Origin of the sequence: Ekhidna algicida (assembly GCF_051379705.1) — a bacterium.
Classification (GTDB): domain Bacteria; phylum Bacteroidota; class Bacteroidia; order Cytophagales; family Cyclobacteriaceae; genus Ekhidna.
Genome location: NZ_CP179868.1, coordinates 106,197 through 130,586, shown reverse-complemented (window position 1 = coordinate 130,586; position 24,390 = coordinate 106,197). Strand labels below are relative to the sequence as shown.

The 24,390-nt window shown below is 39.8% G+C and carries 23 protein-coding genes; 3 read left to right on the top strand and 20 right to left on the bottom strand.

Annotated elements, in window-relative coordinates:
- Positions 1 to 197: 197 nt before the first annotated feature.
- The 8 genes from ACL8WY_RS00355 to ACL8WY_RS00320 form a co-directional block, all read right to left on the bottom strand.
- Positions 198 to 584 (bottom strand): hypothetical protein, encoded by a 387-nt coding sequence (locus tag ACL8WY_RS00355; protein WP_436516253.1) that lies wholly within the window; start codon positions 582 to 584, stop codon positions 198 to 200.
- Positions 585 to 616: 32 nt separating this feature from the next.
- Positions 617 to 6,211: a DUF6443 domain-containing protein gene (locus tag ACL8WY_RS00350; protein WP_436516252.1), complete on the bottom strand. Its 5,595-nt coding sequence runs from the start codon at positions 6,209 to 6,211 to the stop codon at positions 617 to 619.
- A 7-nt stretch (positions 6,212 to 6,218) separates the two neighbouring features.
- Positions 6,219 to 9,332, bottom strand: coding sequence for a hypothetical protein (locus ACL8WY_RS00345; protein WP_436516251.1), 3,114 nt, complete (start codon positions 9,330 to 9,332; stop codon positions 6,219 to 6,221).
- Positions 9,333 to 10,043: 711 nt separating this feature from the next.
- The gene (locus ACL8WY_RS00340) at positions 10,044 to 10,589 is read right to left on the bottom strand and encodes an REP-associated tyrosine transposase (RefSeq protein ID WP_436516250.1); all 546 of its coding nucleotides are present in this window, start codon (positions 10,587 to 10,589) and stop codon (positions 10,044 to 10,046) included.
- A 57-nt stretch (positions 10,590 to 10,646) separates the two neighbouring features.
- Positions 10,647 to 11,738 (bottom strand): RHS repeat-associated core domain-containing protein, encoded by a 1,092-nt coding sequence (locus ACL8WY_RS00335; RefSeq protein ID WP_436516249.1) that lies wholly within the window; start codon positions 11,736 to 11,738, stop codon positions 10,647 to 10,649.
- 456 nt (positions 11,739 to 12,194) lie between these two features.
- A complete protein-coding gene (locus tag ACL8WY_RS00330; protein WP_436516247.1) occupies positions 12,195 to 12,578 on the bottom strand; it encodes a hypothetical protein in 384 nt (127 codons plus the stop codon).
- 11 nt (positions 12,579 to 12,589) lie between these two features.
- Positions 12,590 to 14,248 carry an RHS repeat-associated core domain-containing protein gene (locus tag ACL8WY_RS00325; protein WP_436516246.1) on the bottom strand — a complete coding sequence of 553 codons (1,659 nt, stop codon included), beginning with the start codon at positions 14,246 to 14,248 and terminating at the stop codon, positions 12,590 to 12,592.
- A 160-nt stretch (positions 14,249 to 14,408) separates the two neighbouring features.
- Complete coding sequence (locus tag ACL8WY_RS00320) at positions 14,409 to 14,699, bottom strand: helix-turn-helix domain-containing protein (protein ID WP_436516245.1); 291 nt, start codon at positions 14,697 to 14,699, stop codon at positions 14,409 to 14,411.
- A 485-nt stretch (positions 14,700 to 15,184) separates the two neighbouring features.
- On the opposite strand from ACL8WY_RS00320, the gene ACL8WY_RS00315 reads away from it, so the two are divergent.
- Positions 15,185 to 15,562, top strand: coding sequence for a hypothetical protein (locus ACL8WY_RS00315; RefSeq protein ID WP_436516244.1), 378 nt, complete (start codon positions 15,185 to 15,187; stop codon positions 15,560 to 15,562).
- Here ACL8WY_RS00315 and ACL8WY_RS00310 read toward each other — a convergent pair whose 3' ends face one another.
- The 5 genes from ACL8WY_RS00310 to ACL8WY_RS00290 all read right to left on the bottom strand — a co-directional run bounded on the left by ACL8WY_RS00310 (position 15,563) and on the right by ACL8WY_RS00290 (position 18,208).
- The gene (locus ACL8WY_RS00310; protein WP_436516243.1) at positions 15,563 to 16,048 is read right to left on the bottom strand and encodes a hypothetical protein; all 486 of its coding nucleotides are present in this window, start codon (positions 16,046 to 16,048) and stop codon (positions 15,563 to 15,565) included.
- Positions 16,041 to 16,799 (bottom strand): hypothetical protein, encoded by a 759-nt coding sequence (locus ACL8WY_RS00305; RefSeq protein WP_436516242.1) that lies wholly within the window; start codon positions 16,797 to 16,799, stop codon positions 16,041 to 16,043. The genes ACL8WY_RS00310 and ACL8WY_RS00305 overlap by 8 nt, the downstream gene beginning before the upstream one ends.
- Before the next feature lie 2 nt (positions 16,800 to 16,801).
- A complete protein-coding gene (locus ACL8WY_RS00300; protein WP_436516241.1) occupies positions 16,802 to 17,155 on the bottom strand; it encodes an RHS repeat-associated core domain-containing protein in 354 nt (117 codons plus the stop codon).
- Between the two features lie 94 nt (positions 17,156 to 17,249).
- Positions 17,250 to 17,849, bottom strand: coding sequence for a hypothetical protein (locus ACL8WY_RS00295; RefSeq protein WP_436516240.1), 600 nt, complete (start codon positions 17,847 to 17,849; stop codon positions 17,250 to 17,252).
- Positions 17,850 to 18,043: 194 nt separating this feature from the next.
- Positions 18,044 to 18,208, bottom strand: coding sequence for a hypothetical protein (locus ACL8WY_RS00290; protein ID WP_436516238.1), 165 nt, complete (start codon positions 18,206 to 18,208; stop codon positions 18,044 to 18,046).
- Positions 18,209 to 18,571: 363 nt separating this feature from the next.
- Between ACL8WY_RS00290 and ACL8WY_RS00285 the strand changes: the two genes are divergently transcribed.
- Together ACL8WY_RS00285 and ACL8WY_RS00280 are read left to right on the top strand one after the other, a co-directional pair.
- Positions 18,572 to 18,904 carry a helix-turn-helix domain-containing protein gene (locus ACL8WY_RS00285; protein WP_436516237.1) on the top strand — a complete coding sequence of 111 codons (333 nt, stop codon included), beginning with the start codon at positions 18,572 to 18,574 and terminating at the stop codon, positions 18,902 to 18,904.
- Positions 18,905 to 18,925: 21 nt separating this feature from the next.
- Positions 18,926 to 19,561 (top strand): hypothetical protein, encoded by a 636-nt coding sequence (locus tag ACL8WY_RS00280; RefSeq protein WP_436516236.1) that lies wholly within the window; start codon positions 18,926 to 18,928, stop codon positions 19,559 to 19,561.
- A 32-nt stretch (positions 19,562 to 19,593) separates the two neighbouring features.
- Here ACL8WY_RS00280 and ACL8WY_RS00275 read toward each other — a convergent pair whose 3' ends face one another.
- The 7 genes from ACL8WY_RS00275 to ACL8WY_RS00245 form a co-directional block, all read right to left on the bottom strand.
- Positions 19,594 to 20,667 carry an RHS repeat-associated core domain-containing protein gene (locus ACL8WY_RS00275; RefSeq protein ID WP_436516235.1) on the bottom strand — a complete coding sequence of 358 codons (1,074 nt, stop codon included), beginning with the start codon at positions 20,665 to 20,667 and terminating at the stop codon, positions 19,594 to 19,596.
- Between the two features lie 300 nt (positions 20,668 to 20,967).
- Entirely contained in the window at positions 20,968 to 21,414 is a 447-nt protein-coding gene (locus ACL8WY_RS00270; protein WP_436516234.1) for a hypothetical protein, read from the bottom strand.
- 204 nt (positions 21,415 to 21,618) lie between these two features.
- On the bottom strand, positions 21,619 to 22,080 hold the full coding sequence (locus tag ACL8WY_RS00265; protein ID WP_436516233.1) for a hypothetical protein: 462 nt from the start codon (positions 22,078 to 22,080) through the stop codon (positions 21,619 to 21,621).
- 100 nt (positions 22,081 to 22,180) lie between these two features.
- The gene (locus ACL8WY_RS00260; RefSeq protein ID WP_436516232.1) at positions 22,181 to 22,450 is read right to left on the bottom strand and encodes a hypothetical protein; all 270 of its coding nucleotides are present in this window, start codon (positions 22,448 to 22,450) and stop codon (positions 22,181 to 22,183) included.
- A gap of 1 nt (position 22,451) precedes the next feature.
- A complete protein-coding gene (locus ACL8WY_RS00255) occupies positions 22,452 to 23,492 on the bottom strand; it encodes an RHS repeat domain-containing protein (protein WP_436516231.1) in 1,041 nt (346 codons plus the stop codon).
- Positions 23,493 to 23,795: 303 nt separating this feature from the next.
- Entirely contained in the window at positions 23,796 to 23,987 is a 192-nt protein-coding gene (locus ACL8WY_RS00250; protein WP_436516229.1) for a hypothetical protein, read from the bottom strand.
- Positions 23,988 to 24,000: 13 nt separating this feature from the next.
- On the bottom strand, positions 24,001 to 24,306 hold the full coding sequence (locus tag ACL8WY_RS00245; protein WP_436516228.1) for a hypothetical protein: 306 nt from the start codon (positions 24,304 to 24,306) through the stop codon (positions 24,001 to 24,003).
- Positions 24,307 to 24,390 lie beyond the last annotated feature (84 nt).

Here is a 24,390-nt window from a genome sequence, read left to right as displayed (position 1 = left end):
ATTGACTTCTTTCTTGATACATGCAGATAGCTCAAAGTCGCTATTAAAAAATTAATTTAACAACTCAAAAATAAGGAAAGTTATAGTTTATTGCATTACCTTAATATTCAGAAAAAGCACTGTGCTGTGATTGCCCCTTCAACCAAAAAACCCACCAACGTAAATGAAGGTGGGTTTTGGTTTAGTGTGTTTATATGTTATTCGTCATTAATGTAGATGTTGGTTGTGCTACTATCATCCCACCCCTGTCTTTCCATTCCTAGCTTCTCCAATAATGAATGAGCCCACTTCCTAGCTATTTCCCAATCTTCTATCTTGTTGAAATCATAGTCATTCCAATATTCAGCATCAATCTTTTCAACATGCTCTTTAAACTTTCTGAGCTCATCTGCCAAGGCTTTGTCAACTATCTTATTCTTCAAATAATATAAAATTGACTGATCGCTAAATCCTACAGTAATGCAAGAATCAATTTCATCAAATACTTCAAAGACTGGAGATTCTAGATGTTTCAAATCTTCGTAGTAACTTGATATTGCATAAAGCCCATTATATAGAAAAAGGGTTCCCTTCTTTCTTTCCATAGTCAATTCAATTAACCTTCAATTTGACCATATTATTCTAGATCATCAAGGAATATCAAATTAGCTTTTTCACTAGTTGACCCTGTATAATCAGATCTTGACCCATTGATAAATTTAACATTGACATCATTATTGTTACCTATTATCTGAACTCTTCCAAGTCTGTGTCTTCCACCGCCTCCATGAACCTTAATAGTATTAATCTGAGAGTGGCCTTGAAAAGTAACTTGAAAACCTCGTCCAGTTTTCAATTGAGTAACAGTAGCATCAAAGCCCTGATCCATAAAATTGGCAGCTATTTGATTTGCCGAAGATTCAGGGTTAGCAACCATATCCTTAATTAAGTTGCTTGTGGCTTGTGTCATACCACTCTTGATACCATTCATAGCCATCCCTGTCAAACTACCCTGAGCGCCAACAGCAGCAGTTTGTGCAAAGAATTCCATTCCTGCCCCAAGGCCCTCCAACTTAGCTGCAGTTTGATTCGCTGCATATTCATTTACAAGGTCTCCACCTGTCTGACCATTATTCATTCCATCTGAGAATGTTTGATCAGCATTTAGAGTATAATCTAATTCGTTACTCAAGTAGCTAGTGGTAGCACCAGCAGCATCTCGCAAAGCATCTCTTGGAGTAAAGGCACTTAGAAGAGCATCTCCCATGATACTAGCTCCAGCCTCAATTCTATCCCAATTGGTCGCATTACCTCCAGATTCAGCTTGAGCTTTTGCTTCTGTTGCTGCCATAAATGCTGCTGTACCCGCTCCAATAAATTCAAGACCTTCAAGTTCAATACCGTTGATGACTCTGTTTTCTGAGAAGGCATAAGGAGAGTTATAAACATACTTCTCTGCCAAAGGATCAACATTAAAGAACCTACCGATATCAGGCTGGTGATTTCTCCATTTGAACTTTACCCAACCTGTTTCTTCTTCGTATTCCTGATCTTGGAATGTGTTCATGAAGTTCTTCTTTGAAGCCACCCTCACACTTTCATTAAAAGTCAACCCGAAGGGATAGTAATCCTGCGTGCTCACCACATTCGTCTTGCCGTGGTACACCTCCAGATCATCCCAGCTTACAATCAACTCAGCTCCATCCGTCTCATTCGACAAGTAAATCATCAAATATCCATCTTGATCTGCTATAAAATCATCAGCTACTACTTGCACAGATGAGCCATTTGATGACGTTGTAATCTGCTTAAATCCTGCAGTGATATAATTCATTTCTCTATCAAAGAAGAGGTAATTGATAAATGCAGGAGGAGCATCTGTAGACGATGACCTACCTCCCATAGCAGTTCCACCACCAAATGCATTATCAAAGTTTGTTTGAGTTACCGTTGATCCTTCAGCTGCATAGCTTGCGCTAAATGCTCCAAAAAGAGCTGTCTCTATTAATCCTGCAGCTAGATCATAAGAAGATCCTGCATCATTGTAATAAGCGTATGCACTTACTTTAACAGTATCACGTTTGTTCACTTGCAAGAATGTATTGAGATCAAGTCCATCGTTAACGATATTGCTATTCCTTGAAACATTCGTACCGCTATTGCTAGCTACTCCGTCAGATTCTGCTACATAGTTCGAGAAGTTTTCAGCTTCGTTGCTATTCTCCATTGTAGCTATCATCTCATAATTCTCAGGCTCAGTACTAAACGTCACTCTCACATTACCTAAGTGATCTTTCAAGTGGTATTGATAATCCCAAACTTCTTCGAAAGGTTTGTAGATAATTCGTCCTTCTTCATGCTGAATAAGTGCGATTTCTCGATCTCCGTCTTCGATAGTCTCATAGATGAATTCTCCTACATAATCCGTCACCTTAAGTGTATCACCTCCTTTATACACGACTTGATTTAGTTTGATTCCTGCTGCATCGTAGAGATAGGTAATACTGTCTCCTGCAGTCTCAAAGTCCACAATGACTGGAAGGTTAAGATGATTGTAGTAGATCGAATCAATGCCTTTGTTTCGGTCTTTGGTCATGTTGCTGTTGGCATCATAGGTGTAGTCGTCACCGTTAGTGTTACCGTCATTAAAACCCAACGTATCAAGTGAAACATCTTCCACATATCGCAAACGATTACCTCCTTTTCTGTTAACATAATCAGGTGTGTAATCATACTGCAATGTATCTATACCTTCACCGGATGCTCCATTTCTGATCAATGAGCTAATATTGCCATTGAGGTCATAGCCTAGTCCCTGCACTCCATATCTATTGGTGGAATCTTGGTCTTCAAAGTGGCTGGCTGCTGTGAGCCTATTTAGCTTGTCATAGCCAAAGTTGTAGGCTCGCTCAGAAACCCCTACTCCCCCTGCATCTCGATCAGACCATTTCATTGCTGAGATGTTGCCGTTGTAAAGTTGAGAGTTGTTCAATGAGCCGTCCTGCTCATTGTAAAGTAGTTCCATACCAAACAGGTCATTACCTGTCAGGGTTGGTTCGTTGATTTTGGTGAGCCAGCCCCTGATATTGTAGCTATAATTCAAAGTCTGAACTCCATGATGGAGATCTTTCTCTTCTAATTCACCAAGCTCGTTATACCGATTCTCTGCAATAAGCACTGAGTCTGTTGCACTGGCTAGCTTGTGCCAGGTTTCCTTCAATCTGCCGGCATGATCATACACAAAACTGCGGGCAGTAGTATATGTTGTATCTCCATTGGCATGCATGCTGATCGACCGCTTCACCTGGCCAATGAAGTCGTAATAGTTGGTGACCACATCCACACCTCCCAGGTGATTGGTGCTTTGCGTCTGGATCGGTCGGTACTTATTGTCGTAGTAGCTCACACTTCTAATCCAGCCCTCAGGGAGGGCGCCTGTGCTATTTCCAGCCTTGATCATCGTGCCGGTCACCTGTCCTTTCACGGCTGTATTAAGGGTCAATCCGGCCGGGTTGGTATAGCTAAGCCCGGTGGTGTCCCAGTCGTAATTGTCGTAGTAGGTAACCGTGAGGTATTCGGCTATATTAAGATTTTTGGGAAATGTCTTATCAGAGTACTGGGTCTCGATAATAGTTCCATCTAGTGTTTCATATCTGTTAGTGCTGCCTTCTACGTCACTTATGAGGTTGGCATAGTCATCTACCAATCCTGTCAAGATCGGCCGGTTCAGCTGATCATATTTGGTAAACAGCCATTGATTGTTTACTCGCTGGTTGCCGTCTTGGGTAAGCACGAGCCGATCCCATCGGTCGTAAACCATGAATACACTATCTGCTCCAGGTACCTTTTTCATGGTCATCCGGTTGCGCCCGTCATAGTTGTAGAGAAAGGCCCAGGTATTCAGGAAGTCTTCTCTGTCCTGCTGCGATTGACCAAAGAATTCACTATCCAATCTTGCCGTAGCTTCCGGTGGCAATACCACGCTGAGCTGCCCGTAGATATCGTAGATATAGTAGGTTTCTGCCCAGGTGCTTCCATCTACTTGTGACTTCTTCAGGATGGTCCTGCCTTGTTTGTCCGTGTATACAATTGTCTGGTTGTCATCCTCATCAGTCGTCGTGTTTTTGTAGAGCTGTCCACTGCTGTAAACTGCTTTGGCAGTGGTAGACAATGTATCATACTTCCAGAGGATCACCTCGGCAGAGTCGGCTATTTCATATTGATACTTTACCGTGTGCTGTCCCAGCTGCCAGGGGCTTCCGGGTGCGCCTTGTTCCACTGGCCTGCCTATTGGTGAGGCTTCCAGCAACGTCTCTGAGAATGCCTTGTCCGTCGCATGCGTGTTGGTATTGACATAATAATCGTAATGATCTGAGTTGGCATAGTTGACTGCCAGGGCATTGGACTTATGGATAGAAGTCAGGTCAGCTTCTACATACGGGAGGTAGCTTTTGGTTTGCCGCCCAAATTCATCGTACTCAGCTGGCACTACAATGTCCTGAACCAGCGGTGAGGCATTCATAGAAACCTGCTGCGTAGGTCTGCCGAGACCATCATATATTTTTGCTGAAATAGAAAGCTCATCTATATCAAAAGCAAAAAGATCATCAATATTTGTAGTTGGCGAACGATAAGTATAGCTAACTATAGCATTTTTTTGGAATTGCATCTGGCTACTAATTATAGCATTTCCTGTGGTATATGTAGCTCCTCCTCCTGATGTAATTGTTACCTTATAACTTCCGGGTCTATCAACTATCAATTGATTGTTTGTGTCATTTTGCACTTCCACATTGTTTCTATACCAACGATAGTTGGAATGCCCTGAAGTAGCTGTAAGTATCGTTCCCTGAGTGGGACGTATGTTTTGTGTGATACCAAGATCAATATCGGGTACGTCAAGAACGTTTATCAAAACAGAATTACTTGTTGCCTGACTACAAATTCCATTTTTCACAACTGCTCTATATTGAGTCGATTCCTGAATATTGACATAGTTTATCGTTGTACTTGTGACGAGTGTATCTACCCAACCTCCTGTAGTCTTATATTGCCACTTGGTCACATTTCCTACAATGGTTCCTCCGAGTGTAAGCGAGCCGGATGCTACACCAAACTCTTCGGTATTCCCCGTCAAGGTACCTGCATTAGAGGTTGGTACAATGGTTACACTAATAGCCTTTCTATCCTGATCCTCACAACCAGTAGATGTTTTGAAACTAGCTGCATAATACGTTTTATTTGCGCTAAGACTGGGAGTTGTGTAGCTGGTACCTGTATGCAATAGCGTCCCTCCAGATGAAGCGCTGTACCACCTAATAGTGTTTCCATTGCTACCAGGAGTGGCTGTCAACGTTACGGTCCCACTGCCACATCTAGATTGATTGCTTCCACTTGCTAATGATGGAATCGAATTAATGGTAGCTGTAATTGCTTTGCGCTCTGGATCAGTACAATTTGTTGTAGAATTATGAGTAGCAGCATAGTACGTGGTTGTGGTAGATAAATTGTACCTGGTATATGATATACCTGTGTGTACTGCTGATCCGCCAGTCGGTCCATTGAACCATTTTATAGTATTTCCACCCAATCCTGGTGTTGCTGTTAATGTAATATTACCCGTTCCACACCTGGATACATCGGACCCACTTGCCAATGCAGGAAAATTGGAGTTAAATGGATAAGTGATGGATTGTGAAGAGGTGCTCCAATTATACGTAATGGTAGCCGATCTGGCCCTAAGGTATATTGGCCCTGGTGCGTCTATTCCCACTGAGCTACCATATCCTAGCGCCGTTGATGTTCCGCTAGGAGATGTTTGCCAATACCATCTGACTCCTGGGGGAGGACTATTCGTACGTGTGACTGTTGTGTATTGGCATTCGGCAACAGCTGTGGTTGTGGCTGTAGGAGTTGGCGGAGGCGGAGTATATACCGTCACCGTTTTGGTTTTTACTACCACACCATTGTCTAGAAAGGAAAGAGTTTTAGACCCGGCCGTATTCCAATAAACATTTGTACAAGGATTCGATCCAATGCATCGGCTATTTAAAGTCGCTCCTGAGCTAACTGTCCATGATGGATTTTCAAAATCTCCGGTAATAGTATATGTATCTGTATCTCCCACATCTGCCGAAGAAGGACCGGAAATTTCACCCACTCCTCCTGGATCTATTTGAGAGAAAACTGAGCCAACTAAAATCGCTAATGAAATAAATAATGTGAATCGCATGATGATTTTAGTTTTGAGACTGGAATAAATATTGATAAGAAGAGAGGAATTTATCATCGTTATCCATGATACTCTTAAGCCTTCTAAAGCCATCATAATCATAGCTTTGCTTCTTTCCATTTGGATCAACCACTTCTTTTAGGCCAAACCCGGGTTTGTAGATATACCCAGACACCTGACTCTCGGGCAGGTTACTTCTAAGATGCTGAAATAGAGATCTGAGATCTGCATCGCTCGGATTTTCCTCTTCCAGATATCCTTGGTATGTTGATGTCAACAGCGCCTGCACCTCTGCTAGTCCTGCATGCGCAATTTGAGCCACAGGATACGTATCATGATAGCCCCATAAGTATACCGTCTCTGTTCCATCACGAGCTACATGATGTATAGGTCTATTATTATCGTAGATGATGGCAGAAATATTTTCATATTGGCCATGCGGGGTAGTAATGTCTTTATTCCATTGGCTAATAGAAGTTGGAAGACGACCATTTAAGCTCCGCCTAATCCCACTCAATTGGGTCGTATTTTGGAAGCGATCAACACCCAGAAGCAATGCTGGACTGGAGGCGCGCGTATACTCAGTTGTTATTTCTTCACCAGTGCTTTTCTCTACCTCTTCAGATACCGGGTAGAGGTGATCATAATTGGAATCATAAGTATATGTGGTGGTAACAATAATATCTCCAGATGGATGGTATTTCGTCACGGCTTTAGAATCAAGCTGATACCATTTACTTCGATACTCATAATCCACTAATGAAAAATCTGTATCTAGATCTTCTTCTTCGCATGAAAAACAAAACTTAGATTTCAACCTACTGAGCATAAACCCCTTGGTGACATCACTGTTCAAAGTCTTTTCAGTATAACTGTATTGCTCATGCTGCACAGGAAAATAGCTGATGGCAGAGGATTGACCGTATATGGTTTTTTCCAGCAACTTACCATTTTTGTGGGTCAGGTCTACCAGCTCAATAAATGGAAACGTATTGCTAAAAGTCGAAGATTGATTATGATAATTATACTCAATTTTTCCACTTCCGGGAGGCTTAATTCCAAAGGGTGAGTATGCACTAATTTTCTCAGTCACATTTGAGTAGCCAATATGACTTCCTGAATAGGTAACCACTTGCGAAAAGGCGTTTAGTTCAAGGTATTCCTCCGAGTCTGTATCCTGACAATAGCTAAACAATTCACCATCAACATAAGTTGTTGTTTTTCCTCCCAATTTAATTGGGCTAAATAAAACCCCACTCGATTGACCATTGTCATTTTCGTATTCAAACTCTCGAAAAGTACCACTTGAAGCCACAGGGTCCTCCTCTGTAATAGATTTGATCCTCAAGCCTCCGGCAGATACATTAGCAGGTACTTCCTGCTCATATTCAATAGAGATATATGCTTCCTTATTTGGGTCTTCATTATACGCATATAGAGCGTACTCACCTGCTGGAAGAGATCGTCTGTTGCCTGTTGCACTGAGCGTAGTTTCCACAAATACTCCATTCACCTTCTTCTGCAATTTCACATAGTTGTCTATGGCATTCAGTTGAATATTTTTGTCAATAGTTGCTGAGCAATTTTCAGCTACTGTAAATGTCACTAACTCCGAAGTGGGGGTTGCTTCTCCAATAACTCCAATTGCCTCTGCTTCAAAGAAATAGGTAGTAGAATGATCTGAATCATAATATGAATGGAGCTCATAATCAAAAGTGACTTTACCTCCGGTTGGGTATTCGATGCTCTTAAGCGTTCCCACTTTAGCATACTGCAATGAAGGCTTTCTATTTGCTGTGGAGGATCTGTTTACGTGATTAAATTGGTCTTTATACGTTGGCAGAAGACCTCCGGTAGAGCCATTGTAGTACCCCCAATAATCTTGTGAGGTAGAAGATAATGAAGGAAATGAGCCGAATTCGTAGTAAGCAAATAGATATGGAGGGTATGTTTCACTTCCATAGGTAGTTTTCTCCTCTACCTTGGTAAGCTTAAGTTTATTATTTGTTCCAAAATAATCTTGATCCAATTCATAATATTTAATACGTGAAGCATCCTTATAAATGTCTATAGCCCAAAGCGCGTGGCTTCCTTCCAGATCTTCTCTATCTGCATATTCTGCAATGAAACTTATCGAATCACCGTAAGAAGTCGTAATAGCGGAAAGTCGCTGAGCTCCGACTGTTATTGTATTTGAACACGAGGAGAGTGGTATGTTTGAGGCTGTAGTGGTCGCAAACCTACCCGTGGTGGTTACCTTTCTACCGTAAAGAAGAGACTCAGATTCATAGTGAAAAAAGACCGTGTCACCAGCATTGATAATTTGACTTAGCTGCCAGGCACTGACATGAGTCATAGGATCATTATATGCACTCATTCCCCTACCACACTCCGAATAGCTGGTAGTAGACTCCTGATCTTCAAAAACATACTTAGTCCCATCAGGACCATATACCTCCCACTTACCCGTTCCAGTAAGATTAATTGGTGCATAAATTGTGAAATCGTCTTCCTGAAGTGGCTTTATATTATAATCCTGATCAAAAATGAACTTGCCTCCACCTGCAGGTGTGCTGAAATAAAACAAGTCCGGTTCCGTATCAATCCATCCATAGGCTATACTATCAATGCGGGTAAGCGGATCAGATGGACTAGCTAGTGGAAATGGTGTCTCTGTCGAATAACAGGAGAAAACTTCATCAAAATCAATTCCTCCAGAGCTATCAAAGAGGTTTTTAGAACGAGAGGCAAACCAACCAGCCCGAGTTGTTTCATTTAGCTCATCCGGGAGCCCTTTCACTGTGCGACTTATATTCCCTCCTGCTTGTAACGTCCAACCTGCACCCACCCAGGAAGCATGATCTTCCACCTTCAGACCTGAAGCTCGATAGGACAGACTTATTGGTAAATCAATCTGCGGCAGTGACAAATGGTAAATAGGTATCTCAATATTGGCACTGCCGGTGTAGTAACTTATTGGAAACTCTACTCCCTTATTGAAATCAACCACATTAGGTGAAGGAGGAATTACATTAATATTAGTATCAAAAGAATCCTGGGCTCCAGACTTAAAAATTGCCAATACGAGAATAAGTAATGTTAGCGATGTTTTAATATTCATATGGGATATAATGGTGAAAAAAGGCAATGAAAACATTACTTGAGAATATTTCATTGTAAAAAAACCCAAAATTGAGATGTATCTGAATTATGATACATAATGTATACTCAGTAATAATTGAAACTTGCTTTATACAACCAGTGTACACCTATTGTCTAACAGCTTACAGCCTTGGCCTTTGTTGGTGTTGTCACCAACAAACATACGCAGATAGATAACCGATGAACTTTTGCTCATTATCTTCATTGGATAGAAATCATCGAAGATCATACTCAATATTTTACGGCTACAGCTATAGATTGGAAACATGTGTTGGAGACTGATACAGCCAAACAAATAATTGTGTACAGTCTTTCATTTCTGCACCATGAGAGAAGAGCTCTCATCTATGCCTTTGCTATCATGAGTAATCACACCTTATCTGGTAAGTACCGATAGGAACACTTACTCATGAATGTACAGCGGGATTTCATGAAATACACTGCACAGAAAATCAAGTTTCTATTGAAGGAAACTCGACCTAAATTTCTCGCAGAACTGGAAGTGAACCTTGCTGCTAGAAAATATTAGATCTGGCAAAGAAACCCTCTTAACGTCCCTTTGTATAGTCGCGGTGTGTTTGAGCAAAAGCTGGATTATATCCACCAGTTGCTTGAATCGTTTATACATCATTTGACCCCCCCTCTAGGCGTAGGTTGTAGCTACGCCTTTCTATATCAAGTCAATCTCTAATTGACCTTTCAAGCCACCATAATTTCTGGCACTGCTATAAAGATAATCTTCTCCGCTTTCCACCCAACCTGCTCTTACTGGATTTGAATGTATGTAATCCAGTTTGCTGTCAATTATATCATTATCTGTTAGCTCAACCGCATGGTTCTCATGTGTCCAGAACTGCTTGTCGTTAACCCTGCCATTATATTTAGCGTGATATCGAAATACCATCTCTATCCATTCCTTTCTGCTCTCTTGATTATTGTTCTCTACCTCATTCATTATTCGATTTGATGTAAAGCGCTTGAAATCTCTAATCGTATCTGATAAAGCACCTTTTTCGCTCTGAACAATAATGTGTAAATGATTTGTCATTATCACATAGGAATAGATTTTTAATCCCTTATTCTTTCTGCAATAGTTGAGACTCTCGACAACTATATCTCGATACACTTTCCTACTGAATATATCAACCCATCCAACCACTTGGAAAGTAAGAAAATACAACCCTTCCTGATCTTTGATTTGATAACTATCTCCCATTTGTCTCTTTTGTTATGAAAACAAACAGAATAAAAAAGGCGTAGCAAATGCTAACGCCTAGTGTATATTTTTTGTGTACATCCTACGCCTAGTTAGGGACGCTCCATAATTATATGTACTTGATGAATTCGTTGATTTAACCTCTGTATAAACTCCATTTCCAGCTATTCCAAACTCTCTAGCTAATGTTGAAAAAGCTTGCCATGTTTTATTCACATTCCTTAATTCTTCATCACCATACACTAGACCTAAACTAAATTTCAATTTGAAACCAGCGGAAGTAGCTTTGGAATTCTTCAAACCACCACCGCTATTAAAATTAAATCCAACTGAGTTACCTGAAAAAGCAGCTGACCCCGCAAATGAACCTGAAAAGAAACTAAGATTTGCAGATACACCAATACCTAGCTTTAAGTACTGAAAATCTCTGTTGGGCTCTGCTACTTCCCCAAAATCACTTGCTCCAACATAATCAGCTAAATAACCATCCCAATCAAAAACATCCTTTGTAGCGTAGTTAACTGGTTCAAGACCCCCATCAAATTCGCCATCGTAGTTTGTGAGTTGTTCTCCAAGAGTCCAATAATCTCTTCGTTTTAGACTTGCTTTCTTGTAACGTTTTTGATGGTATTTCGCACTGAACACTACTTTTCTCGTTGGAAATCCATCAGAGAAGTAAGTAGTAGCGCTTCCACCCGTTGGTGCATTATTCCAAGCATTGGTAAGCATATTACTTCCCAGTTCATTTCGCTGCCACTTCGGAGTTAAACTTCCATAATCACCATCATCCATCGAATTCATAAATCGATTCATATCACTCATGGCAGCATCAAAACCAGAATCATCTCCATTAAACGTCCCTCCAAAATCCTTAAACCTTCCATCCCTCGGACTCAACCCAAGCGGATCCGTAAAGCTGATCGGATTATTAAAATTCGCATGATACGGAGAATAACTAGGTGTGCTAGCAGCCATCGGATCAAACGCAAAGAATCGTCCTAACGCTGGATCATAGCTTCTAAACAAGAAGTCATAGTAGCCTGTCAGGCTATCATAGCTCGCATAGCCACTCTGATACATCAGCTGTGGAGGATCGGAAGGCACGGAAGTAACTTCCGCGCCAGTTGGATATAAGTTAGCCCCCTTCATCTACCCGTCTGCTATCAAGAAGAAAAACGAAGATTTAAGCTGAATCACTTAATCCTTAGAAAAAGCACTGTGCTGTGATTGCCCCTTCAACCAAAAACCCACCAACATAAATGAAGGTGGTTGAAGATGTGTTTTTACTTGATTAAGCACAAGCGGACGCTTGCGCTAGTTGAGGATGCTTGCGTGGTAAAACATAAAAGGTCCAAGCGGACGCTTGAACCAGTTATGCTTTTTGTATGCTTGGACTAGTTGGTGCTTGCGCCAGTGAGGGGTTTTGCTCGCCAGTTAGTAGTATAAGCACAAGTCGAAAAGACTTGCGCTATTGGGGGCTACTCCTTAAAAGTTGTCCATCCTAAATACATACCATACAATCTCTAATCAGTCACAAGTCACGCCAACTCACATTCCCGCGCCAGAAGACTTGCGCCATAAAGGGTATATTCTGTAGCATTACCACTATTTACATAGGTAGTCTAGTGTATGGATATTAATTTTACCATTTCTATAAACTGTGACAGATATGCTGTTTTTCTCTTTTACTAAGGAATCACCAACAATCAGAATATCATAAAATCCACTAACATCATTTGCTAAAAAAGAAGTTCTTAAAACATTATCTCCCGATTTAATTTCTAGTTTTTCTATTAAGTGATCATATTCATCCTTGAATTTTCTTTGCAAGACTCCATTAAACACTTCTCTTTCTGCCTTTGCCTTTGCTTTGCACATATTGCTTTTGCGTAGCGATGAAACAGTTTTATTATGAAAACAAAAAATATAAATTAAAAGCAATATTACAGAACTAGCAGTAAGAAGAAATCTTATATTTGTTAATCTCATAAACCTCATTTTCAATCTATTACCCAAGTATAAACGTACTGCCTAGTGTAGCCAGCTTCAATTCCGATACTTGCGCCAACTCCATATTCTTGATAAGTAAACCCATGATCAAATACACCAAATGGGTCATCGTAATCAATATTTCCACCATATATCATATCAGTAAACCCAAAACCATAGCTATCTGAAACACCAACACCTTCATATTTTCCAATTTCAAATGGAGTATTGTTATTATTATAAATATACTTAGTCTCCAATCCAAGTGAGGCATCTAAACCATATGCTGATCCAACTGCAATGAAAGGAGCCCAATCACCTGATCCATTATATATAATACCAATATCAAAAGTAGCTCCAGCTATTAGCAAAGATAAAGTCCCAGTCACGCTTATTGCTTTTGCCTCATTAAACTTAGATCGTTTGGAGTTCTTGATTTCATCATCAAACACCCCAAAATCACTTGCATTCAGATAATCGTTCATAAATGCATGAGTGTCAAACACAGCACGGTCAACGCTCGCAACATTTTCGTAATTCTTCTTTTCACCATCGTTATAACTCCAATATTTTTGCCTGTTTATTGCTGATTTTGGGTTCTTCCGATCAAACATGGACGGATCAAGTCTGATGCTACCAGTTGGGAATCCATCTGAAAATGATGTCTTAGCTGCTCCTCCATCAGGTGCATTATTCCATGCCATATTCACCATTTGATTAACAGATAATCCCCTAGTGATGTCTTCTCCATAATGCGCGGTTTTACCAAGTCCATCCATATGAGTGGACCAATACTCAAAACTACTCATACCGTCACTGAAGCCATTATCGCCTACATTATTGAACCCACCAAAATCCTTCAATCTTCCATCCCTTGGACTTAAACCCCACGGATCTCTGAACATAACAGGATTATTAAAGTTCGCATGATATGGAGAATAACTCGGAGTAGTACCAGCTAAAGGATCAGTTGCAAAGAATCGACCTAATGCAGGATCATAGCTTCTAAACAAGAAGTCATAGTAGCCTGTCAAGCTATCGTAGCTCGCATAGCCGCTCTGATACATCAGCTGTGGATCTATGTAGCCATCGGCTCTCCACGACTTGTCTGTCTGCATGCCGTACGGATAGTACTCGTTCACCTGCGTTACCTTGAAGCTTGCTGTACTGTTTTCATGCACAATGCGCAAATCATCAAAGTAGACTTCCTGATCTTCCTGGCTTTCATTCGCTACATACACAAACAAGTAGCCCGGCTGATCAAACACCAGTTTCTCCGGTGTTTCCAGTTTCGCCCAAGCTTCAAGTGAAGCATCGGTTACTGCCTGATAGCTTGATAGCGCATCCACATAGTTGTAGTTCGCATCAAAGAACAAGTAGGCCAGATAAGCATCCGGTGCATCTGAGCTGCTTGAAGGATTTCCTACGACAGGAAATGGATTGGTTCCACCTGAACCTAAGGTATTGTTAAGTCCCTCTCCTACACCTCCGTCTGTGGTTGTTCCTCCGGTCATCGCAAGCAAGGAGTTTAATACGCTTCCAAAGGCATTGGCTGTGCCATGCGCATCTTTATATCGTGCCCACACATCGATGGCTACTTCATCACCTGTTTGGATGTCCAGCACCTTCGCTGGCCCTAGTGTTCTTCCTACTGCGTTATTCAATGCCACACCCCCCTCTAGGCGTAGGTTGTAGCTACGCCTTCTATATAAAGTCAATTTCTAATTGATGAAGTTGTTATGAAAACAACAAAATAGAAAAAGCGTAGCACATGCTACGCCTAGACCTTCGTTTTTTTATATCCTACGCCTAGTTAGAGTTTAAATGATTTCATCCGGAACCTAAAGATGTACTAATCTTCTCTTGATTTACAAAGACTTTTCTTTGTCCTCCTGGTTTAACCTCTGTTCGAATATATCCTTTGGATTCAAGGTCTGATATGTTTCGAGTGATTGTACTCTTACTCTTTTGAAGTCTTTCAGCGAAGTAGTGATTGTTGGCATATGAATAGCCTTCTTTCTTTGAAAGAGCTATAATCATACTCAGCAGCAACTTCTGCAGGTCGTTCAGCTCTGGACTATATAGAACCGAGCTATAGAGTTTTACGAATGTTTTGTCCACTTGTATTTAGATTTTATTCAATGGACGCAGAGTTATAGAAAGCGCAATAGCTGACCTAGTGATTTGCTAAAATCATTAGCTTTTTTCAGAATCTATAACATATAGTGTAGCACGTTCATCTGACAAGTATTGTAACTCATTGATTTTGAGTAAGCTCAGAATAATATACTATGATGCGTTGAGGATCATTCTAACTGAATTCACCCAGTAAGGAATCTTCACATATTAAACAGAGACTAAGAGATATCGTAAAGTAGATTTATCTGTACGGTCCTGAATACACCCAACAATATTGATAGTTGCGCTTTCGACAAAAATGTCGAAGCTGATTCTTAATGATTGAGACTGCTAGAAATAGTAGTCTCTTTTTTTTGTTAAACAAAAACTCACCAAAAAACAATGAAGGTAGGCTTTGATAATGGTAGTTTTGACCAAATTATTTGTTTGAAAAACTAAAACATAGAAAAATGAAAATTTACTCTTACATGGCGTTATTATCATTATTGATTGGATGTTCTTTTCCAGAAGCAAAGCCACCCAAATTTCAAAAGGATACTGATGTATTAGTAAATGAGTTAAAGAGTATCAGAAATTTTAAAGATGCTGATATCACGTGGAATGCCTCATCTATGAATAATGCGACTAAATATTCCTTGAATATCTCATTATATAATGGGGAAATTTCAAACAATGAAGAAATGTTAAGAACCATAAGCATTGAAGCCATTCAAATCGTGATTTCATCAATTTCTAACGAGTCTGAATTTGATGAATTTAGTGTTGAAATCATTCAGAAAACCTCTGGAGTAAGTAAAAGTCGAACATTTATCTTCCTACCTTCAGATGTTGGAATAACTTCATAGTTATTTTACTGTACACTTAATTCCAGTAAGATCGCAAAATTGAAGCACCTTATTTAAGCTCGATCTTCTTCTTATATCAAAAAGAACCAAGTCAGACTTGTCTGTTTCTAAATAAATAACAAACTCATTGCCGGAATCTGTCTCAGTAACCTCCTTTAACAATAAGCTATTTTCCTTGGAGAAATTTCCCTTACGTTTGGATATTGGAAAACCAAGAATATACTTTCTCCATTCATACACATTTTCAACTAAATTGAAAGAAGTGATAGTATAAAATGCCGAACTTATTGTTAGAAATCCGAAAAACACGACAACTAATACATTAGCAATAATGGTTTGTTCAAAATTTATCAAAACAGCATAAAGAGCAATAAATCCAATTATAGAAAGTAAAACATGTACCAGATTTGTTCCATTCACAAAATATGCACAATCTCCTTCTATGTATATCTTTTTAAGTTTGGAAAAATAGACTCTATTAATCATTTAATATTCTCCTAAATCTTGTTCTCCATAGTTTCCAGTTGGTAAAATCCGAGTAAGGTGTTACACCTGCCGTTCCGCTAAATTGTGTTCCAATTGTAACAGATGGACGACCTACATCAATTGTAGGCTTTAATCCAATAGACGCTCCATAATTATATGTACTTGATGAATTCGTTGATTTAACCTCTGTATAAACTCCATTTCCAGCTATTCCAAACTCTCTAGCTAATGTTGAAAAAGCTTGCCATGTTTTATTCACATTCCTTAATTCTTCATCACCATACACTAGACCTAAACTAAATTTCAATTTGAAACCAGCGGAAGTAGCTTTGGAATTCTTCAAACCACCACCGCTATTAAAATTAAATCCAACTGAGTTACCTGAAAAAGCAGCTGACCCCGCAAATGAACCTGAAAAGAAACTAAGATTTGCAGATACACCAATACCTAGCTTTAAGTACTGAAAATCTCTGTTGGGCTCTGTTACTTCCCAAAAATCACTGGCGCCAATATAATCACTCAAGTAACTATTCCAATCAAAAACACTTCTTGTTGCATTCACAGCTATTACATCTCCAAAAATATCATTCTCCTTCTGCACTCCATCATTCCAATAGTCTTCTCTATTAAGGTCCGCTTTCTTATATCTTTTTTGATGATATTTTGCGCTGAGTACCCTACTTCCAGTCGGAAAACCATCCGAAAAATTAGTAGTCGCACTTCCACCAGTAGGAGCATTGTTCCATGCCATAGTCAACATTGACCCAATGACATACCAGCAACAAAGTTAGAGCCAGCTAACGAGTTGATATTACCTAGACTTCCTCCGCCTAAAGCTCCAGGTCCAAAATCTCCTGTATAAGTTCCATCAGTTACATTTTCATTTCCTCCAAAATCCTTAAACCTTCCATCCCTCGGACTCAACCCAAACGGATCAACAAAACTGATCGGATTATTGAAGTTCGCATGATACGGTGAATAACTCGGTGTGCTAGCAGCCATCGGATCAAACGCAAAGAATCTGCCTAATGCAGGATCATAGCTTCTAAACAAGAAGTCATAGTAGCCTGTCAGGCTATCGTAGCTCGCATAACCACTCTGATACATCAGCTAATATACTGCTAACAGTGATTCCTCAGAGTCCTCCCTTCTCTCCCAGCCCTGTGGTGACTCTGAGGGGAAGAAGCTGTGTCAGACACTTCTAATATTTAATTTCATGTGGGTTTCTCCATATAACTTCCTCTAAAGCATCATCTTTATAATGGAACAATTGTGTCCAACTCAAAAACCTGTAGTAGGATTTTAAAACATCAGAATCGTAATTTTCTTTCAAAATTTTCTCGAGCCTTCTCATCACCACTGATGTATACAATGGGGTTGTCAAATAATATTGACTAATCTTTCCTTCATAACGATAAGTAAATCTCAATACAACAAACTCAAAATCCTCAGGATTGTAGAATTTAGTAGCAACTTTATCTACAGCATCTATAAAAACATTTAGAACACTGTCTTCTAGAACCATAGTTATCAATTCTAAAGACAACATCAAAGAATCGGTTGGAATTGACTTCTTGGAAGAAATTATTAGTGGACCATCACCTCTACCCCCACTTAAATCATCAATTCTTAATACATTAATATTAGAATCATAGCCTTCATTAAACTTCATATCCTCTATCAAGCTATCTTTTGAAGCTTCAACTCTCAGCATATCTAACCCATATCTAAAGGATTTTAACTCTTGGCACTTTGCATTAAAAAAACATACAATCGCTGCGAAAAATAATACTGCTTTCATAACTAGTACTCTTTGCTTCACAATTTAACTCCACCCCCTAAAACCAAAAAACCCACCAACAAACAATGAAGGTGGGCTTTGATGTGTTTTGCTTATACTAACCACAAGTCACGCCATCACACAACCCTAGCTGGAAGACTTGCGGTAGCTGTGGAAGTCTACTTATGGTAAGCTTTGTTATTTACTTTAAACAATTAGGCACGGAAGTAACTTCCGCGCCAGTTGGTTGAATAACTCGGTGTGCTAGCAGCCATCGGATCAAACGCAAAGAATCTGCCTAATGCAGGATCATAGCTTCTAAACAAGAAGTCATAGTAGCCTGTGAGGCTATCATAGCTCGCATAGCCACTCTGATACATCAGCTAATATACTGCTAACAGTGATTCCTCAGAGTCCTCCCTTCTCTCCCAGCCCTGGGGTGACTCTGAGGGGAAGAAAAAACTATGAAGGTGGGCTTTGATGTGTTTTACTTAAACCGACCACAAGTCACGCCATCACACAACCCTAGCTGGAAGACTTGCAGTAGCTGTGGAAGTCTACTTATGGTAAGCTTTGTTATTTACTTTAAACAATTAGGCACGGAAGTAACTTCCGCGCCAGTTGGGGATAACAAAAGTATACAATAGTTTCACTCAACCAAAAAACTATCTGTTTCTTTTAGCAACCATTATTACATAAATTACCATCATTCCGTAAAGTATTGTTTTCTAAAGAAGTATTTTATGAACATTGGAGGCAAGATAACCGAGCTCAGGAAGCAAAAAGACTGGTCGCAAGCTGACCTGGCTGCTAAAATTGAGGTGTCGCGTGTGATCGTAGGAAAGTATGAACGCAATGAGGCCACTCCGTCTATCGATGTGGCCAAGCGTATCGCAGATGCTTTTGAGGTAAGCCTGGATTCTCTGGTAGGTGAAGGGGTAAACGCCCAGTTTGATGTCTGGGATATCAAAAGGCTCCAGGAGATCAAACAACTTGATCAAGGCACCCAGGAAAAAATGTGGTTCTTTATCGATACTGTCCTGAGAGACTCCAAAGCCAAAAAAGCTTATTCATAATCTCTAACTCAAAACCTTCATATGAGACTTTCCAATCTTGTGATAATTGCAATTGCACTTCAACTGGCAAGCTGCGCCACTGAAACAAAGAAAAGCGAAGAAGTAGCCAAACGTGAGATCGACCCAAGGGTAGTTGAACTGAATAACGAAGTAGTTGATATAATTAGTGAAAATCTCTACATGGATACATTTGATATTGATCAACTAAATCAGGCTCTCGAAAAAATAGAAAAGGCTATTGAGATTGATAGTCAATATGTTTATTCATACCTAAATAAAGCCACATTGCTTAAAACACTTGGGCATTATGATCATGCTCTTTTAGAATATGCTAAAGCCTCAAAGTTTCAGCCAAATAATGCTGAACTAATTTTTAGTCAAGGAGTGATCTATGAGAACATAGGTAAACTGGATTCAGCGCAAGACAAGTACTTTGAAGCTATCCGGCTTTATAATAAGTTGATTGAAGATAATCCAGACAGCATTGACCTAAAAGTAAATCGAGCCTTTGTCTTCCTATTCACTCACGATGGGAATGAAGCTCTTGCCCAACTTTCCATTATAACGTCCAAATCCGATCAGGATCGGCAAAAAATCGATCTCATGGAAAATGTCATCCGGGGCTTTGATAAGGAAGATTTTATTAGAAATTTCTAGTGAAAGGGGACTTTCATCCCCTTTCTAAAGTCTTACTTTGGCCCAATGGTTGGAACCGATATGTAAGGAACATTAAATGTAAAATGTCTCCTGGTTATATCGACTCCTGGATGCTGCCCGTCCTTGAAATATGCATTAATTGTAAGTTGCAATTGGACATTCCTTCCATATTCTGGCAATGCAACATTTGTAAATCCAAGTGCTACATCTCCTGGATTGATAAACATCGATTCTCCTGGACCAAAACCAGCAGTTTGTACTGGGCCTACTGCTTTACCATCCACTAATAGTTGTGTTTGTGCCACAAATCGGGATTCCCCTAAAGCCTGAGAATAGTAATTAAGTGTGCCGCCAAATTTTAAGTGTGGTTTGCCTTCTAAATCCTTATAAACACCATACACAGCATCAACCCTAAAAGCTCCTTGAAGTATGGAAAGATGAGGAAAACCATACGTACTGTAATATGTATCGGTATAAGTTCCTGTTTCATATTGATTCCCCCCATTTGCTTGAAGCAATTCCTCAGCCTGTTTCCCAGTTATCCAATCTTGATCTACCCTTAATATTCCATCTATACCTTCAAAATTTTCCCTAAAAGGTGTCCAATAAACGCCGCTACCAGTTTCCACCACGTAAATTTTCACCCGACGCTTATTGGAAACTCGTTCAAAATTACCACCTCCATCATTAACGTAATAGCCATCAGGTATTGCATCCCAGAACCCATTTTGTATTGCCCAATTCGCTTGACCATAAACCGCATCAGGTCCTGCTAAAGCATTAATATTTCCTAATCCTCCTGATCCCAACATTCCAGGTCCAAAGTCTCCAGTATACATGCCATCATTAGCATTTTCGTTACCACCAAAGTCTTTGAGTCTATAGTCACTCGGACTCAACCCAAACGGATCAGTAAAGCTGATCGGATTATTAAAGTTGGCATGATACGGACTATAACTCGGTGTACTAGCAGCCATCGGATCAAAGGCAAAGAATCGTCCTAACTCTGGATCATAGCTTCTAAACAAGAAGTCATAGTAGCCTGTCAGGCTATCGTAGCTCGCATAGCCGCTCTGATACATCAGCTGTGGAGGATCGGAAGGCACGGAAGTAACTTCCGCGCCAGTTGGAAAGTAACTTCCGCGCCAGTTGGATCCATTTTCAAGTCAATGAAGCTGAACAAGCCATACTGATCGTGGCAGTATTTCATACTTCAAAAGATCCGAAGAAGTGGACGGAGAGATAATGAAAAAAGCCCCGATCTATCGAGGCTTCCATTTTCTTTTGGACACAAGCGAAACGCTTGCGCCAGCTGGCTCTTTCTGATGACCAGAAAAAAACTGTTATGGATCTACTCTCTGCTTTCTTACTTAAAGCCAGTCTTAGGCAGGAACTGACGCATTGAATTAATTTAAACGAATCAAAATGGATTCTAAGGCTTTTAAGGCTTTATCCTCCTTATTTTGATTCTCGAATAGTTCGATTAAAGTTCTAAAATATAATTGTGATTCATCACTTGATTGCAAAACATATTCAGTGGTTATGCTTTCATAAACCGAAACTATCTTAAAAGACCCGTATTCAAACTTGCTCTCTCTGAAACTCTGAAAATCATCTACCTTATCAGAAATATATTTATTCATTAACTGAAATGAATCTTCTGAAACGACCTCAAAATCAACAATTAAATTTTCTTTAAAAACTGCTATCTCGGCTGTAGCTAAAATCAGCGTTCTAATGGGCTTATCGCTTTCCCCAACATGTTCGAATTTAATGTAATCCATATCCTTTGACTTTTGTGCTTGGCATGATATCACCAGTAATACCAACAGAATTAATATTAGCTTTTTCATATTATCTAATGTGATTTAACTGAAATTGAGACGGTGTTGCCGGTTGTATTGGGCTTAGCGTCAAAACTCCACTATTTATTTGGAAACCATATGTCACCGTATAAATCGGCTCATAAACACCATTCAACTTCCCAATTAACGATAATTCGGCTTGCCAAGATGTACTACCATTCGTATTGTGTCTAGTCGGCCTGTCATAAAATATCAAATTGTAACCATTCTGATTTTGATATGAAGGTAGTTCTTGATTAGAACCATTCCATCCATATAGCTAACAAGTCCATCTGCTATATCTTTAAATCTCTCATAGTAATTCTGTGGACTGCTACCTGGGGCATTTAATCCACAATCTTGACACCCCGTCACATTATCTGCACTCACCCCAGGATCTGTACTAGGTAAGCCATCTGGTGACTTGTGCTGAACCATCCCCCCTGGTTGGGTATGCCCAAACAACTCAAAAACCCATGCTGGCCAACCAGCGTCTATCCAAGCCTGAGCACTAAAATCATAGTCTTTCCCTTTGCAATAAATCCCTCCTGGACCGCAAGGATCGCTTCCTTGAGTAAATTTCTTATTCCTACTCCTTTTTTCCCATGTATATGTTGGAATGTCGCCCTTTTTCTTTCCTCCTTTACCATCACCAATAAAAGTTGCTCCAACCAATCGATAAGCTGGAACTATATCTCCAGAGGAGGGCTTTGATGTGTTTTGCTTGATTAAGCAATAGTGGATGATTAAACTTGTCGAGGTATCCTACACTACGCTAAATCCTCATTAAATCTGAACATATTTTTTCCAGATATTCTTTATGGAAATCATCATTTAAATCAATTACATCAAGTTCCACTAGTAAATTTTTAATATGGTCGAAAAGCTTTTTCTTATCATTTTTGACACTGATAATTCCAGGAATATATCTTACATATTCAGTTGACAACACTGGTCCTTCAACACCTAAAGGGTTGTATTCCATAAGTACATCGTTTACCAAATAATAATCGGGAGTAAAACCCTTTTTATGTTTATTGCCCATTTTAGTTAGGTCCTATATTAAATGGTATGAAATTACCCGCCCCAAGACCATTTCTTGTCCCAGGTGAACTACTAAACATTGTTATTATTCTCCCATTTAATGAATTTACAATAACGGTATTTCCTCCAAAACTATAGTGAAATTGTGGAGTTAAACCCTTACCAAGTTTTGTTTGAATAGATCCATGTTGAATTATATGCTTTATACTGGCAGGACTAAATCCTCGAGTGATTGCTTGTTGAGAAGCGTGTCCAGAAACAGAAAGCACCTGATTGCCAACTACTTTTCGTGTAATGTTAAAGCCTTTTTTTACAACTTTACCAACTTTAAAAACAGGGATTATTGTTGCAAGATTAAAAGAAGCCTCTCCAGCAGACATTGGATTTCCTCTTTCCCAATCTTTACCAGTAAAATAAGCATGAATACTATTAATAGCTATTGCTAGAGGGTTATACTCATTTATCTCATAGGCTATATCATTTGCAATTTGCAGCACTGTCCTACTTTCTTCTGATTTTTTTTCACCATCACTCTTAACCACAATTGATTCACCTGTAAATCCGAATACACCTGGTTTTGTTTGTATATCTCCGTTTCCATCTTGATTGTTCTCACTTTCAGATGAAGTTGGATCATCGTAGGCAACCATACCACCATCTTGTGTCCATTGTCCACCAAAATCAGACTTCATGAGTTCACCTACAATGGCGGCTATGAAATCTCCGACTGAAGAACCGATATTTTCACCAAACATACTTGGTCGCGCCCAATACTCATAGCTACTTACTCCTTCACTGAAATTAACTTCTTCACCGCTGTTAAAGCCAAAATCCTTCAATCTTCCATCATTCGGACTCAACCCAAGCGGATCCGTAAAGCTGATCGGATTATTGAAGTTCGCATGATACGGAGAATAACTCGGTGTGCTGGCAGCCATCGGATCAAACGCAAAGAATCTGCCTAATGCAGGATCATAGCTTCTAAACAAGAAGTCATAGTAGCCTGTGAGGCTATCGTAGCTCGCATAGCCACTCTGATACATCAGCTAATATACTGCTAACAGTGATTCCTCAGAGTCCTCCCTTCTCTCCCAGCCCTGGGGTGACTCTGAGGGGAAGAAAAAACTATGAAGGTGGGCTTTGATGTGTTTTACTTAAACCGACCACAAGTCACGCCATCACACAACCCTAGCTGGAAGACTTGCGGTAGCTGTGGAAGTCTACTTATGGTAAGCTTTGTTATTTACTTTAAACAATTAGGCACGGAAGTAACTTCCGCGCCAGTTGGGTTTAATAATAGAAAAATAGCAATTATCCATTCGTAGAGATAGAGCCTTCTCAATTCGTTATTTCCACTTCCTTTCTTCACGCTTCTTCAAAAAAACCATTAATTCTGAAACTAAGAATGCTATTAGAACCATAATCTCGAAAATTGTTAAGATCATGTTTTCTCCATACCCTACTGAGAAGAAGGTGTGAATAACAATCAGTGCTCCACAGGAGTAGCCAAATATTTTAGACCATAAATTCCAATTCATAAGCTAATGCTTTTCAATTTCCTGGTTGAATTATTGGTACTCGAGGAATAACATACCTAGTATTGTCAGCCGGTGGGATGTACTCCTGAGGAACTGTTTTATCCAAATTCTTATAGAGCTTATAACCCAAATACCCTGCAAATCCCCATCTAGTTATTCTATCGGGAAATTGATTCGGTTTTTTCGGATCAAAGCCTTGAGGTGCAGTAGGAAATGCTGCAGGCTCTCCACGACTAGTCGTCCAGTCTTTTGAATTACCAAATGGATTAGAAATATCTCCAGAAAGTTTCAACACTACTACCGCAGCTGTCGCAGCCACAGCATATCCAGCCCACTTAGGGTACTAGAGTATGAACTATGAATTAGATCTATTACTTCGCAATTGAATAAATAATATAATTAG